Here is a 13,633-nt window from a genome sequence, read left to right on the forward strand (position 1 = left end):
GCAACGTCGGGCTGAGCGATGCCGACATCGCTGCCGCCGCCAGCACGGGCCCGGTGCTCGGCGTACACCCCGACTACGTGCTCGTCTGCCGGGCCACCGACGAACTGTGCACACGCACTATGCTGGACGACGCTACCCTGAGCCAACTGGTCGAACGCTTCGGACAGACCGGTAGCCGCAAGCTCGTCCTGATCATCGGCTGGTTCAACCTGCTCAGCGTGTTCCTGAACGGCTGCCGGGTGTCGATGGAAACACACGACAAGATCGGCAGGAACACATCGCCGCTCGGCTGACTTGGAACGCACTGCTGCCGAGCGCCTGCCTGGCGGCGTCGGCGTGCGAGCATCGCGCCGAGCGCCCGCCGAGCGCCCGCCAAGCGCCGCCGCAGCGGCCGGACCGGCTGTTCGGGCTTAGGGCGGACCTCAGTCAGTGAGCGCCGAAGGATTGCGCCTGCGCCAGTAGCGCAACCACTTCCTCATCCGATGTCTGGTCGAATTGCCGGTAGTGCGCGCCTACTGCGCCGAAGTCGTCCGGCACCTGCAGGCAGACCAGATCATCGACCTCCGGCCGCAGCAGCGCCAGGGTTTCGCGGGGCGCGACTGGCACGGCAAGCATGAGGCGGCCGACGCCGGCCGCACGCAGCGCCTGCAACGCCACGCGCGCCGTGCCGCCCATCGCGATGCCATCGTCCACCACGATCACCGTGCGTCCGACCACCGGCACAGGGGCGCGATCCGACATATAAGCGCTGCGGCGCCGCTCGATCTCTTCAAGCTGACGCTGCGTCTCCGCTTCCACATAGGCCTTCGATGGCCCCACCGCGCGCACAGCCGCGTCATTCATCACGCGTCGGTGACTGCTGCCGTCGACAACGGCACCGATGCCGAACTCCGCATTGCCCGGTGCGCCGATCTTGCGGACCATCAGCAGATCCAGCGGCGCGTCAAGCGCCAATGCAACTTCGTAAGCGACCGGCACGCCGCCCCGGGGTAGCGCCAGTATCACCGGGGTGCCGACCACGCGGTGTCGAAGCGCTGCGGCCAGCGTTCGGCCGGCACTGCGCCGGTCCGGGAAGGCTGTGTCGTCAGCATACATTTGCGATGTCTCCTGTCTGAGAAAGCTCGCGCACGTCACCGCGCGGCGCATGCAACGACGCAAGGAAGCGTCCGTGCCTGACTCGGCGGCGACCGCGTCGGCGCGCTCCACTGGATGTCGGCACTGGCGCCGCCACTGTGGTCGAGACCCGCACCGACGCAGACACTGGTATCACCCGGGCACGCGCGCCGACTCCGTCCCTCCACGCGCAAATTCCTTCGGTATCCTAGGTGGATGACCAGGCTTTTCAAGCTTGCCGCGCGTTGCGGTACAGACGGGCATTCGGCACCCGGCAAGTCGCACGGAGTGTCGGGGGCGCGTCGCCCCGGATCGCGCATGGGCAGCCATATCGGCTTGCCCTGCCGCTCGGCCATGTACCGCATGCGCGGAACGCCTTACTGGCATGCGGCCAGGTATGCGTCCGCCGCATCCGCATCACACGCTCGGCATCAGCCTTCGATGACGAGCAAACGGGTGGCCAATGCATCGGGATTGCCCGGCTTGAACCAGTTCATGTCCGGAATGCGCGAGTCGGTGAGGTAAATCGTGCCGTCCGGCCCCTCGGAGAACGTATCCGGCCAGCGCAATCCCGGCTCATGCAGCAGTACGCGTACGCCATTTGCGTCCCGCACCTTCACTTCATGAGTCTCGACCGAACTGATGTACAGCAGGCCACTGGCATCGAAATGCAAACCGTCGGCCGGCCCGTTCTCCCCGACCGTCTCGACCGCTTCGCCCAGCCGCGCATGGTCGGGCTGCGCGTCGCGTAATGCCGCGGTAGACACGCGGTAGAGCGTCTTGCCCTTCACCGCCTGCCAATACAGATAGGCGCCATCCGGAGACAGCGCGATGCCGTCAGCCGAAAACTCGACGCCCCGGCCGTCCGGGCGACGCAACGGCTTACCATCGGCGTGCACCGTCACGGTCTTGTCGGCTTGTGTACTGGGATGGCCATCCAGCAGACGCTTCGCGCGACCGCTGTCAAGGTCGATCACGACAATCGCCCCCTGCGTGCCCGAATCGGTGATGTAAGCGGTCTTGCCATCCGGGCTGATGCGGACGTCGTTGAGGTAGCTGCCTTGCGGCGCGATGTCCAGCCCAAACGCATGCACACCTTGCACCGAGTCGCTCGCCAAATCGATACAGACCAGCTTCGGTGCGCCAGGTACCACGAAGGCCTGCGCGGGTGCGCCAGGGTCGAGGACCCAGAGTCTTCCCTGGCGGTCCGCGACCACCGATTGCACACAGACCCAGTGATTGCCGGGATCGATTTGATCACGTTTCGCATTTCGCCAACGGTTCCATTCGCCGTCCGGATACGGACGCGTGTCGCCGTCGGCTGTCAGTTCGGCCACCGAGATCGGCGCATCCTCCGTCCAGCGAGGAAAATTGACGAAGATCCGACCGTCCGAAGCAACCGTTACGCCGGTCACCTGATGGTCGAACGTCGCGATCTGGCGGAGCCGCGGCTGCCCTTTCGCGGACGTGGTCGGTGCGGCGGTCAACGGCACTTCATGGGCGGGATCGGGGAGCTTTTCGGTCATGGCGTTCTCGTCTTGCGTCCTGCCATCCGGGAGCGGAGGCTGAACCCTGTGAGATCAGGCAGCAACGCGCGTGCCGCACCGTCACGACTCCGCGTCGTGGCGCCGTGGAACGCCGGCGAGTGGCCTTTGCACGGGGTTCCGGCGCGCCATGGGCCGCTCGACTGGCAGGCGACAATGCGTGAAAGTGCTGTTCGCGCCGCGGCATGGCCGCAGGCTACGCGTTCTTTCAGCCACAGCGCCGTCGCGCGCGTCTGTCAAGACCGCGCGAGTCTTCGCGAGGCAGGCGCCCGATCAGATCGCGTCTCGGAACTGGCGTCTTGCGTCGTCGGCGATCGGATGCAGCGTCTCCGGCGCAACCCTGCCAACCAGGCTGAAACCCAGGCCTTGATCGGCCCAGACGTAGCCATTGATGCCGTTCTCCGTGTGCGGCGCCATCGGCATGTCGCGCTGCGCGGCCATCGGACGCGCCAGCATCACGAGCCGCGCGCCACGGCCGTCGTCGTACATGAAGAGCGCGGCCGGGCCGTGCTCGGTCGCGACGACCCTTCCTCCCATGAAACGGTAGCCGGCCGCCGTGAGGTCCGGGATGTTGACCGGCCGACCGAGACGTTCGCTGGCCCACTTCGCGAACTGCGCATGTTCGCTGGCGCGCAACTCGACAGGCCGCATCGGGTCCGGCGCATAGACGACGTAGCTGGCGGTCGCCTCTCGCGCCAACAATTGCGCGCCGCTCGGCGCGCGCGCGTCGGCGCCCCGCAGCAACCAGCCGCCGGCAGCGCCGACGCACAGGCAAACGACGGCGGCAGCGGCGGTCTGGACCCACGCATGCCGTGCGCGCGGCGCGCGGCGGGTCTGGACCATGCGCGCAACGTCGAGCTCTGGCGGCAGTGGCTCTTCGATGACCGGCGCGAACGCAGCGCGCAGCGCGTCGCGTTGCGCACGGTACACCGCCACCCGGCCGGCCACGTCGGGGTGCAATTCCAGATAGACAGCGACTTCGCGCTGCCTCGCCGCATCGAGGCACCCGTCGACGTAGGCGTTCAGATCGTCTTCGGTAATGGGGCGTGAACTCATTTCACTCGGCGCAGGTGGGCGGGGGCGGATTCGGTGACGGTGTCGGCGGACATCAGCCTGGCAAGCCGCTCGCGGCCGCGCGACAGCCGCGACATCACGGTACCGATCGGCACATCAAGCACGGTGGCGGTTTCGGCATAGGACAGCGACTCGACGCCCACCAGCAGCAGCACGGTGCGCTGCTCGTCCGGCAACGCGGCCAACGCGGCGAGCAGGTCGCGCACCCGCAGCGTGTCTTCCTGCGTGGCCGGCACGGTCAGGTGCGCATCGGCCACGCCGTCGAGTGCCAGATGGGTCGGCCGCTCGGCGGCCCGGCGCAGCCGCGTCATCGCCAGGTTGTGCAGGATCGAGAACATCCACGCACGCGCGTCGCCATCGGCGCGCCGCTGATCCCACCGGCCGATGGCCCGCTCCAGACAGTCCTGCACCAGGTCGTCCGCCGCGGCGACATCGCGCAGCAACGCGCGCGCATAGCGGCGCAGCGCCGGGATCACCGGCTCGATCAGCGCCAGCATGTCAGTCGACATGAGCCTCCTTCAGGCGACGCGAAGGCATTGCGGCATACGGGTGGCGCGATGCTGTCGTACCCATCTACCCTCACTGCGTTGCGTTGACGGGATCGGGCGAGGACGCGTCGGGCATTGCGTCGCCCAACTGCCGCTGCACAACCGCCCCGAGTTGCGCCGGCGTGCCCTCCGAGATGACCAGGTAGCGCCGCGCGTTCATTGTCTCATTTTGCACCACCTGGCGAATCGGGCCGCTCGCGTTGACGATGGCCGCGCCAGCGGGATTGGTGGTGAAAGCCGCCAGCGGCTGCAACGCACCGCCGCCGTCGCGGCGGCCGGACAGCGCGAGTACATACGGCCGCTTTGGCGCCAGACCGCTTACCGATGCCTGCAACACCTGGATGAGGCCCTGGTCGAACAGCGAGACACTGGTCGGCGCAGCGGCATCGGACGGCGCGACGCCGGCTCCCGCGACGCGGGGCGCAAGTCGTAGATGAAGGGTCTGTGCCGACGCGCCAAGCGCCTGCAACGCGGTGCGGTCCGCGTGCGTGCCGGCCTCGTCGGGCACCGCGCCCGGCACGTACACCACCGCCTGCGGCGCCTGTCCGATTGGCACCGTCGCCACGACCCGCTGCGCGTTTGTATCGATCGCCGCCAGCGCATCGGCGTTCTCTAGGCCCACGTACATGCGCGAGCCATCGCCCGATGGCCAGAGACCGTGCGGCAGCGCGCCCACTGGTATCGTGGCGACCTGCGTGAAATCACGGGTGCGAAACACCTTGACGACGTTCAGTCCGCCGACCGTCACGTAGGCCAGCGTGCCCGCCGCCGTATGCGCGAAGTTCACATGGTTGGTGATCGGCCCCGTGTCGAGCGTCGCGAGCATATTGAACGGCGGCCTGGCGTTGAACACCTGCGTCTTGCCGATGTCCTTCAACGTAAACCAGACCTGTTCGCCGTCCGGCGTCGCCGCGATGTTCGGACAGAAGGGACTGGCTTGTGCGACCCTGCCCACCACCCGGTGGTCGGCCACGCTGACCACGTCGGTCTCCGGCGTGAAAGAAGAACACACATAGCCATATTTACCGTCGGGCGAGAAGATCTGCATGCCGGGACCGTTGGGCACCGCAATGCGCGTCTTCTCCGTGAAAGTCTTCGCATCGAGCACGGCGACATAATCCTCGCCGCGGACCGTTACCCAGACTTCGCTACCGTCGGGCGTGTAGAACGCCTCGTGAGGCGAGCGTCCCACATAGGTCGTGTGCTTGATTCGGTTGCTCGCGGTATCGATGAAGGTCACTGCATTGGAGCCGACCGATACCACCGCGAGCATGCGCCGATCCGGTGAGAAACCCATGCCGTGCACCAGCAGTTGGCCCTTGTAGAGCGGACTCAGGTTACCCGGTTGCACGTCGCCGAGGCGAATCACGCCAAGCAGCCGATTGCTTGCCGGATCCGTCACCGAGACGGTGTTCGAGAACTGCTCCGCCGCATACACACGATCGCTACTGCTCAATGGCACGTCCTCGGCGCCTGCCGCGAAGGGCGCTTGCCCGGCAATCGCGGGCGCGACGCCGCCAAATAGGCAGGCGATTGTCAGCGCACGTAACCATGGTTTCATCGGCATGCTCCTCGTTGATCGGTTGTTGGAAGAGATGGCGTCGCGGCGTCCGGATGTCTCGACGGCCCTGCCGTGCCGGCGATCGGATCCGCGTACCGGTCGCCAAGCCGGCGCACGCTGCCGCCATCGTTTCGGTGCCCGCACGCTGCGTCGCCGAATTGTCACAGCTGCGTCACAGCTTCGGCGCGGCGGTGGGCGAGGGCACGGATGAGGAAACTGCGGGGGCTGCCGTTGCTTGCGTCGGCGCGGGGAACGCCGGCGGCAATGGTTGCCCCAGCGCCAGCCGCATCGCGGCGATTTCCTGTTGTTGTTCGACAATGATCTCTTGCGCGATGCGTCGGATGCGCGGGTTGCGGCCATGACGCAGCACGGCAACCGCCATCGCAATGGCACCCTCGTGATGCGGCACCATCATCGCGACGAAGTCCGCGTCGACGTCACCGCTGGGCGCGATCTCCATGTCGGCCATCATCCTGTCCATCGCCGCCTGATTCTCGGCGATGAAAGGTGCCTCGGCGGCGCGCGTCGCAACGGGCGTCTGCGCCTCGGCGAGCGGCACGCTGAGCGGCAATGCACCGAGCGCCAGCGTACAGACAAGCGTATGGACGAACGCACCCCGGCTGCACCGTCGCACGAGGCAGGCGTCGTTGCGGGGGCGCGCCGGAAGGCGCGTGGCGCCGTAACGGGTCTCGGGCATCGTGGTTGTTCCGCGAAGGATCGATGCGAGATGGACGCGCGCGACGCGCGTTTATTCCGAGACGAGGGAATTCCTTGAAAGCGTTTAGCGATCAGGCGCGGTGACGATCGACACACACCGCCGGGCGCGTGGTGTCGATCGCTGCGAAATCAGGCGACGCGTGAGGCGCCGCCTGACGCGCCGCCGTGCGCCCCTGGATGCCGCTAGCGGCGCGCCGCACGGTCGGCGAGGGGCGCCGCGGCCATGCGATGCGAGTCGCCGCGCCGGTGCGTTTCGATCACTCCGGCAATTGCACGACGCCGTCGACGATGCGGAAGATGCCCTGCGGATTCGACGCCTTGATGGCATCGGGGCGAAGTGCGTCGGGCAGGTCCTGATACGCAACGGGCCGCAGAAAGCGTTCGATCGACGTCGCACCAACGGACGTGTACATCGCATTGGACGTCGAAGGGAACGGCCCGCCGTGCACCATCGCGTGACAGACCTCGACACCAGTGGGAAAGCCGTTCGCAAGGATCCTGCCGACCTTCTTCTCCAGTTCTGGGAGCAGGCGTTGCGCCGCCTCCACATCGGCTTCATCGAGTTGCAGCGTCGCGGTCAACTGCCCTTCCAGTTGGCGCGTGACCTCCACCATCTCGTCGACGGAGCGTAGCGTCACAATCAACGAAGTCGGTCCGAACACTTCCTCCTGCAGATCGCGCGATGCCAGGAAACGCTCTGCGTCCGTGACATAGGCGTGCGCTTGCGCGGCATTGCCGCCGCTGCCCGCCGTGCCACTGGACAACCGGGACACCCCAGCGACCTGATCGAGGTGCGACACCCCCTTGTCGTAGCTGGCATGGATGCCAGGCGTCAGCATCGTCTGCGCGCCGACAGCGCCGAGTGCTTCGGCAACGGTCTGTCGGAACCGGTCGAGGCCGGGCCCTGCGACGGCGAAGACCAGGCCGGGATTGGTACAGAACTGTCCCGCACCCAGCGTCAGCGAAGCGACGAAACCCTTCGCGATGGTCTCCGCCCGGGCCTCCAGCGCCGCCGGGAACAGGAAAACGGGATTGATGCTCGACATTTCCGCGTAGACCGGGATCGGCTCGGCGCGCGCGTTGGCGATGCGGGTCAACGCCAAGCCGCCTTGGCGCGAGCCGGTGAAGCCGACCGCCTTGATGTCGGGATGGACAACCAGCGCCTCGCCCAGTTCACGGCCCGCACCGAACAACAGCGAGAACACGCCTTCCGGCAATGCCAGGGCGCGCGCCGCCGCAACGATGGCGCGACCCACCAGTTCCGACGTCCCCATGTGCGCATTGTGTGCCTTGACGACGACCGGGCAGCCAGCCGCCAGCGCGGCCGCGGTATCGCCGCCGGCGACCGAGAATGCCAGCGGGAAGTTGCTGGCGCCGAAGACTGCGACGGGACCGAGCCCGATCTTGCGCAGCCGGATGTCGGAGCGCGGCAGCGGCTGGCGATCCGGCAAAGCGGGATCCACGACGACACCTTGGAAGCGTCCCTCCCGCACCACGGAAGCGAACAGGCGCAACTGACCGGTAGTGCGGCCACGTTCGCCCTGCAGCCTAGCGATCGGCAAGCCAGACTCCGCGTGCGCGCGTTCGAGCAACGCATCGCCCAGCGCCTCGATCTCGCTGGCGATCCGTTCAAGGAATGTCGCGCGCGTCTCCAACGGCAGCGCGCGGTAGGGATCAAACGCCGCAGCCGCCAGTCGTGCCGCGCGATCCACTTCAATCGCTCCGCCGAAGCCGAACGTCGGAGTGGCGATCTCTGCGTTCGCGGCCGGATCGATGGCGCGCTGCTCGGCGTCCTTGCCGCGCACCGTCGAGTAACCGATCAGCATGTCACCGGTGATATTCATTTGATTCCTCAAGATAGGGTTGCAAAACGGTCTTGCGGGGCGAGCATGCGGCCACCGTGACCCGCGTCAATTGAAGTCGACGATCTCGACCCAGTTCGCGCCCTTGCCGGCGGCGATGCGCTGGATCCGTTTCAAGCTGCCGTCATCCGGATTGATCGCATAGACCCCTGCGGTCGGCGATTTCTCGCCGGCCACCACCATGAAGCGACCACGCGGTTCGATGTTGAAGCCGCGCGGTTGCGATTCGACCGGGACGTTGCCGGCAAAGGTCAGGCTGCCGTCGTGCGGATCGATGCGGAACGTGGTGATGCTGCTGCTCGTGCGCTCAGACACAAACAGGAAACGCCCGTCCGGCGACGCATGCACGTCGGCCGCCCAGATGCGGCGGACGTCGTCGACCTTCTCGCCGCCGCCGAGCGGCGGCCGCACCAGGCCGGGCGCGAGCCCGTACGCGGCCGGCACCGCTTGCACCGACGCCCCACGCGCGAGGGCGCCCGACGCTTGGTCGATCGTGTACTGCGTCACCGTCCCGGCGAGCTCGTTGACGACGTAAAGGAACCTGCCGTCCGGCGAAGCGGCCTGATGGCGCGGCCCCGCAGCCTCTGGCGCCTCGGTGTAACCCCGGTCGATCGGCGTCAATTTCCCATTCGCCGCATCGAACCTGAATTGCAGAACGCGGTCGACGCCAAGGTTGCCGACATAGACGAATCGGTTGCTCGGGTCCGGGAGAATGGAATGGGCATGCGGCCCGGTCTTGATGACCTGCACCGGGTCGCGCTGCACGACGCCCTGGGCCCCGATCGGGCTGACACTGATCACGTCGCCGCCAAAGGAAGCGCCGAACAGATAACGGCCGCCGCGATCGGTCGAGATATACGCCATGCTTTCGGGGAGCGGCGATCTACCGAGCAGATCCAACCGACCCGAGGCCGAATCGATTACATAGGATTCGACCGCATACGGTTTGGTGCGGATCGATGCGTACAGGTAGCGCCTGTCCGGACTGACCGCCATCGGCATGACGATCCCGCTTACCGGCGTCGTGCCGATCGCGCGCAGCGTGCCAGCCTTGTTGTCCATCGCGTACATCGAGATGGTGTGATCGTCGGCGTTGGCGATGTAGACGTAGGTGGCTGCGTTGACCGAGCTGACGCAGCCGATCAAGCTTGCAACGAGGGCGACGCTGCGTATGTTCATGATGTCTCCTTGCGTTCGTTGATTGTTAGAGTCGACTCATCCCACCGTCTCGTCGCGGCGGTCGCCCGTGACGGTGCCGCCGCGCGTCGGTCCGTCGCCCGCTCTCAGAAGCCGTACAGCCGCTGCGGGTTGTCGCACAGAATCTGCTTGCGGACGGTGACGTCGGGCGCCCACACGGCCAACTGGTCGAGAACCAGTCCGTCATCGATGTCCTGAGCGGGCGCGATGTCCGTCGCCTTGCGTGTTGGTATCGGGGTACTGTTGGGGTGAGGCCAGTCGCTGCCCCACAGGACTCGCTCCGGGTTGGCACCGATTAGTGCTTTGGCGTACGGCGTCATGTCCGGGTAATCAGGCGCTTTGTCCGAGCAGTAGTAGGGACCCGAGAGCTTCACGTACGCCTTGCCGGACCGAACCAGGGCAACGACGTCGCCGAAGCCATCCTGGTCCAGACCGGCCGGCGCGTCGATACCGCAGAAATGATCGAACACGAGCGGCGCCCGCAGCGCGCCCAACTGCGTGCGCAAGGCGGCAAGCACCGAGTGCTTGCCGTACACCTGGATATGCCAAGGGCGTCCCGCAACCTGTTTGTCGGCGATCTCCAGCTGGCGCGCCGCCGCGCTCAGATCGACGTCCGGCGTCAGGCCGAGAAACACGCGCACGCCCCGGATGCCGCCAGCGTGCAACGCGTCGATTTCCTCAGCGCCAAGCTTCGGATCGAACAACGCAACGCCGCGCGCGCGGCGCTGTCCGAGCTGTCCGATCACTTCCAGCACCGGCTGGATGGTCGCGCCGTAGACGGTGGAGTTGACGATGACGACGTGATCCATGCCAAGCGCGCGTTGTAGCGCCAGCAGCTGGTCGCCGCTCGCTTCGGGCGGCGTGAACGGGCGCGACGGCGAAAAGCGCGTCGGGTCGGGGAACACGTGGACGTGCGAATCACACGCCCCGCGCGGCACCGCGAAATTCACGCGGGTCTTCACCGTCGGCGCAGCTGAAGAGGGCCTGCCCGCCCATGCGGGCACGCTGCCCAAGCCCGCGGCCATGGCCGCGAGCGCCTTGAGGCTGTCTCGTCTACTCGGCATTTCGTCTCCCTACTGTCGATGTCTCTTTGCCGCTGTCGCCGCTGTCGTCGTTGTCTTTCTGTCGCCACCGGCGCGCGTCAGTCTGCATCGCTGGCCCGCCGCACCCCTGCCAGTCGTCGCGCACGGCTCCGGCCTAGTCGGCCACGCCGATCGGCCAGGGCACGAACTCGTTTTCTCCCACGCCGGCAAGCTCGCTCGCGGTCTTTTCGCCGGACGCGTGACGCAGCAATTGCTCGAAGATTCGCTGGCCCATTTGCGGAATCGTCGCATCGCCGTCGATCACCACGCCGCAATTGATGTCCATGTCCGCCGCCATGCGTGTGTACATCGGCGTGTTGCTGGCGAGCTTCATCGTGGGCGCCGGCACCGAACCGAAGCAGGATCCGCGACCGGTGGTGAAGCACACCATGTTGGCGCCGCCCGCGATCTGGCCGGTCGCGGATACCGGGTCGTAGCCTGGCGTATCCATGAAGACCAGCCCGTTCTGCGTGACGGGCTCGGCATAGCGATAGACGGCCATCAATGGCGCGTTGCCACCCTTCTTCGCGCCGCCCAGAGACTTCTCCAGCACGTTCGCCAAGCCGCCCGCGTTGTTGCCAGGGCTGACGCGGCCGTTGATCTGCGTGTCGCGTCCCTTGTTGTACTCGAGCCACCAGTCGATCCGCTCGACGAGCTTGCGCCCGACTTCCGGCGTGACGGCGCGCGCGGTGAGCGTGTGTTCGACGCCGAAGATTTCGCTGGTCTCGGAAAGAATCGCCGTGCCGCCATTACGAATCAGGATCTCCATTGCGGCGCCGAGCGCCGGGTTGGCCGAGAGTCCGGAGAAGCCGTCCGATCCGCCGCACTGCATACCGACCATGATGTGTTCCGCGGACACCGTCTGGCGGCGGGCGCCGTCAACGGTGTCCAGCATCGCCTCGATCGCGGCAATGCCGGCCTCGATGGCCTTGCGCGTGCCGCCTGCCTGTTGGATGTGCACGGTGCGCAGCAACGGCCCACAGCACAGGCCGGTGGCATCCAGGAACGCCGGCAGCGGATTGTGGTCGTGCCCCGAGCCGATGATCAGTGCCGCGCCGGTATTGGGATGGCGGATGTAGCCGGCCAACGTGCGGCGCAGCAGCGCCATCGGCTCACCGCCCCGCTCCATGCCCGAACCCTGTTCGTGTACGTACGGCACGACGCCGTCAATATGCGGATAGGCGGCGAGCCTGGCCGCATCGAAGTGGTTGGCGATCTTGCGTGCGATGCTCGCACCGCTGTGACCGACGATGAAAACGCCGATGAAATTACGCGTGGCGACCCGTCCGTCGGGCCGCACGATGCCCTGAAACGTGGCTCTGTCGGCCGGTGCAACATAGTCTGTGGGACGGTAGTCGAGGCCGTGTCGGTAGTCCTTTTCGAGATCGCCGAAGGCAATGTTGTGGCTGTGCATCCACGTACCCGGCGGGATATCCTCCGACGCGAATCCGATCACGGTGTTGTACTTCCTGACCGGCTCGCCCCGGCCGATGAAACGCGCGGCCATCTTGTGCCCGGCCGGCACCGCCTGCCGGGTCTCGGTCTGCTCGTCCGGCACCGGCATGTGGGCGGCGACGTCCGCGCGGGCAACCACGACATTGTCTGCCGGGCCGAGACGGATGAAGGGGTTGCGAGTTGTCATTGTTCAGTTCCTTTCACCACCGATCACGCCAGCACGCCGATGGGCCAGGGCACGAATTCGTTCTCGCCCAGTGCCAGTTCTTCCGCCTTGGTCTTGTCACCCGAAGCGTGCCGCAGCAACCGCGCGAAGATTTCCTGCCCGAGCCGCGCAACCGCTTCCGGTCCGTCAGCAGCGGCGCCACAATCCACATCGAGGTCGTCCTCCATCGCGGCGTACAACGCGCTGCTGGCCGCCAGCTTGATCGTAGTCGCGGGCAGCGCACCGAAACCGGAACCCGTTCCAGTGGCAACGCAGATCAGCGTAGCGCCGCCGGCAATCTGTCCGGTTGCGGACACCGCCTCGTAGATGGGCGTATCCATGAACACCAGACCCGAACGAACGACCGGCTGCGCGTATTCGTAGACCGCCTGCAAGGGCGCGCTGCCCGCGCGGCGCGCATTGGCTTCGGCCAAGCGAGCGTGCTGATCGTGCGCGGCTGGCTGCGTCAGGCGCAGCCCGAGACGGTTCGTTCGTCCTTCGCTGTACCCATGCCACCATTGCACGCGTTGCGCGAGTTGCTCGCCGACTGCCGGTTGCTCGGCCCTGGCCTGGAATGCGGCGGCCACCGGCGCGATGCCAGCCGTGCCCGACAGGATCACCGTGCCGCCCTGTGCGACAAGCAAATCCATCGCGGCACCCAGCGCGGGACTTGCGGTCGCCGCTGCCTGTTCGTCGTCCGGATCGGCTTGCAGGCCGACGGTCAAGTGACGGGCGGCGACGGGCTCGCGACGCACGTTGGCGACCAGCGGCAACATCTCGGAAACCGCTGCGATACCGAGCTCGATGGTCCGCTGTGTGCCGCCGAGCTCCTGCATCACCAAGCGCTTGAGCAGCGGCCCCTGTGCCAGCTTCTCCTGTTCGAGGAAGCCGTCGATGTTGTTGCGTTCGCAACCTAGCGCAATCACCAGCGCGCCAGCGATGTTGGGATTGCGGATCGTGCCGGCGATCGTCCGGCGCAACAGGTTCATCGGCTCGCCGGTCATCTCCATGCCACAACCAATCTCGTGCACGAAGGGCACCACGCCGTCGACGCCCGGCCATGCAGTCAGCCGCGCCTCCGTGAACCAGTCCGCGATCTTGCGCGCGACCGTCGCGCCGCAGTTGCCGACCACGAAGATGCCGATGTAGTTGCGCGTTGCAACTCGCCCGTCCGCACGGACGATGCCATTGAAGGTGGCCAGCCTCGAGGACGGGACCGGCGCGCTTGCAGATAGAGTCATGCTGTATTCCTGCGACGTTGGGATGGGCGTCCAG

Annotated in this window: 12 protein-coding genes; 1 reads left to right on the top strand and 11 read right to left on the bottom strand. The window is 66.7% G+C overall.

Going from position 1 to position 13,633, the window contains the following annotated elements; all coding sequences use genetic code 11:
* Positions 1-119 precede the first annotated feature (119 nt).
* A complete protein-coding gene (locus BLU54_RS23620) occupies positions 120-293 on the top strand; it encodes a hypothetical protein (protein ID WP_170845031.1) in 174 nt (57 codons plus the stop codon).
* A 133-nt stretch (positions 294-426) separates the two neighbouring features.
* Here the strand turns inward: BLU54_RS23620 and BLU54_RS05435 are convergent, their stop codons facing one another.
* The 11 genes from BLU54_RS05435 to BLU54_RS05485 all read right to left on the bottom strand — a co-directional run bounded on the left by BLU54_RS05435 (position 427) and on the right by BLU54_RS05485 (position 13,599).
* Positions 427-1,095, bottom strand: a complete 669-nt coding sequence (locus BLU54_RS05435; protein WP_091905765.1) for a phosphoribosyltransferase — start codon at positions 1,093-1,095, stop codon at positions 427-429.
* A gap of 449 nt (positions 1,096-1,544) precedes the next feature.
* On the bottom strand, positions 1,545-2,639 hold the full coding sequence (locus BLU54_RS05440; RefSeq protein ID WP_091905769.1) for an L-dopachrome tautomerase-related protein: 1,095 nt from the start codon (positions 2,637-2,639) through the stop codon (positions 1,545-1,547).
* A gap of 291 nt (positions 2,640-2,930) precedes the next feature.
* Complete coding sequence (locus BLU54_RS05445) at positions 2,931-3,713, bottom strand: anti-sigma factor family protein (protein WP_091905772.1); 783 nt, start codon at positions 3,711-3,713, stop codon at positions 2,931-2,933.
* Positions 3,710-4,240: a sigma-70 family RNA polymerase sigma factor gene (locus BLU54_RS05450; protein WP_235837801.1), complete on the bottom strand. Its 531-nt coding sequence runs from the start codon at positions 4,238-4,240 to the stop codon at positions 3,710-3,712. Before BLU54_RS05450 ends, BLU54_RS05445 begins: the two co-directional genes overlap by 4 nt.
* Before the next feature lie 70 nt (positions 4,241-4,310).
* Positions 4,311-5,840, bottom strand: a complete 1,530-nt coding sequence (locus BLU54_RS05455) for a YncE family protein (RefSeq protein WP_091906024.1) — start codon at positions 5,838-5,840, stop codon at positions 4,311-4,313.
* Between the two features lie 172 nt (positions 5,841-6,012).
* Entirely contained in the window at positions 6,013-6,537 is a 525-nt protein-coding gene (locus tag BLU54_RS05460) for a DUF305 domain-containing protein (protein ID WP_091905775.1), read from the bottom strand.
* Between the two features lie 277 nt (positions 6,538-6,814).
* Positions 6,815-8,401 (bottom strand): aldehyde dehydrogenase (NADP(+)), encoded by a 1,587-nt coding sequence (locus BLU54_RS05465; RefSeq protein WP_091905778.1) that lies wholly within the window; start codon positions 8,399-8,401, stop codon positions 6,815-6,817.
* A 66-nt stretch (positions 8,402-8,467) separates the two neighbouring features.
* On the bottom strand, positions 8,468-9,598 hold the full coding sequence (locus BLU54_RS05470; RefSeq protein ID WP_091905781.1) for a lactonase family protein: 1,131 nt from the start codon (positions 9,596-9,598) through the stop codon (positions 8,468-8,470).
* Positions 9,599-9,702: 104 nt separating this feature from the next.
* Entirely contained in the window at positions 9,703-10,680 is a 978-nt protein-coding gene (locus BLU54_RS05475) for an amidohydrolase family protein (RefSeq protein ID WP_091905784.1), read from the bottom strand.
* Positions 10,681-10,813: 133 nt separating this feature from the next.
* Positions 10,814-12,340 carry a UxaA family hydrolase gene (locus BLU54_RS05480; RefSeq protein WP_091905787.1) on the bottom strand — a complete coding sequence of 509 codons (1,527 nt, stop codon included), beginning with the start codon at positions 12,338-12,340 and terminating at the stop codon, positions 10,814-10,816.
* Between the two features lie 23 nt (positions 12,341-12,363).
* Positions 12,364-13,599 carry a UxaA family hydrolase gene (locus tag BLU54_RS05485; RefSeq protein WP_091905790.1) on the bottom strand — a complete coding sequence of 412 codons (1,236 nt, stop codon included), beginning with the start codon at positions 13,597-13,599 and terminating at the stop codon, positions 12,364-12,366.
* Positions 13,600-13,633: the final 34 nt, after the last annotated feature.

It is taken from the genome of Chitinasiproducens palmae, from assembly GCF_900095735.1.
In the GTDB taxonomy this organism is placed as follows: Bacteria; Pseudomonadota; Gammaproteobacteria; order Burkholderiales; family Burkholderiaceae; genus Chitinasiproducens; species Chitinasiproducens palmae.

Excerpts from the sequence above, each read along its gene's own strand:
- BLU54_RS23620 (WP_170845031.1), top strand. The coding sequence starts at position 120 with ATGCTGGACGACGCTACCCTGAGCCAACTGGTCGAACGCTTCGGACAG.
- BLU54_RS05435 (WP_091905765.1), bottom strand. The coding sequence starts at position 1,095 with ATGTATGCTGACGACACAGCCTTCCCGGACCGGCGCAGTGCCGGCCGA.
- BLU54_RS05440 (WP_091905769.1), bottom strand. The coding sequence starts at position 2,639 with ATGACCGAAAAGCTCCCCGATCCCGCCCATGAAGTGCCGTTGACCGCC.
- BLU54_RS05445 (WP_091905772.1), bottom strand. The coding sequence starts at position 3,713 with ATGAGTTCACGCCCCATTACCGAAGACGATCTGAACGCCTACGTCGAC.
- BLU54_RS05450 (WP_235837801.1), bottom strand. The coding sequence starts at position 4,240 with ATGTCGACTGACATGCTGGCGCTGATCGAGCCGGTGATCCCGGCGCTG.
- BLU54_RS05455 (WP_091906024.1), bottom strand. The coding sequence starts at position 5,840 with ATGAAACCATGGTTACGTGCGCTGACAATCGCCTGCCTATTTGGCGGC.
- BLU54_RS05460 (WP_091905775.1), bottom strand. The coding sequence starts at position 6,537 with ATGCCCGAGACCCGTTACGGCGCCACGCGCCTTCCGGCGCGCCCCCGC.
- BLU54_RS05465 (WP_091905778.1), bottom strand. The coding sequence starts at position 8,401 with ATGAATATCACCGGTGACATGCTGATCGGTTACTCGACGGTGCGCGGC.
- BLU54_RS05470 (WP_091905781.1), bottom strand. The coding sequence starts at position 9,598 with ATGAACATACGCAGCGTCGCCCTCGTTGCAAGCTTGATCGGCTGCGTC.
- BLU54_RS05475 (WP_091905784.1), bottom strand. The coding sequence starts at position 10,680 with ATGCCGAGTAGACGAGACAGCCTCAAGGCGCTCGCGGCCATGGCCGCG.
- BLU54_RS05480 (WP_091905787.1), bottom strand. The coding sequence starts at position 12,340 with ATGACAACTCGCAACCCCTTCATCCGTCTCGGCCCGGCAGACAATGTC.
- BLU54_RS05485 (WP_091905790.1), bottom strand. The coding sequence starts at position 13,599 with ATGACTCTATCTGCAAGCGCGCCGGTCCCGTCCTCGAGGCTGGCCACC.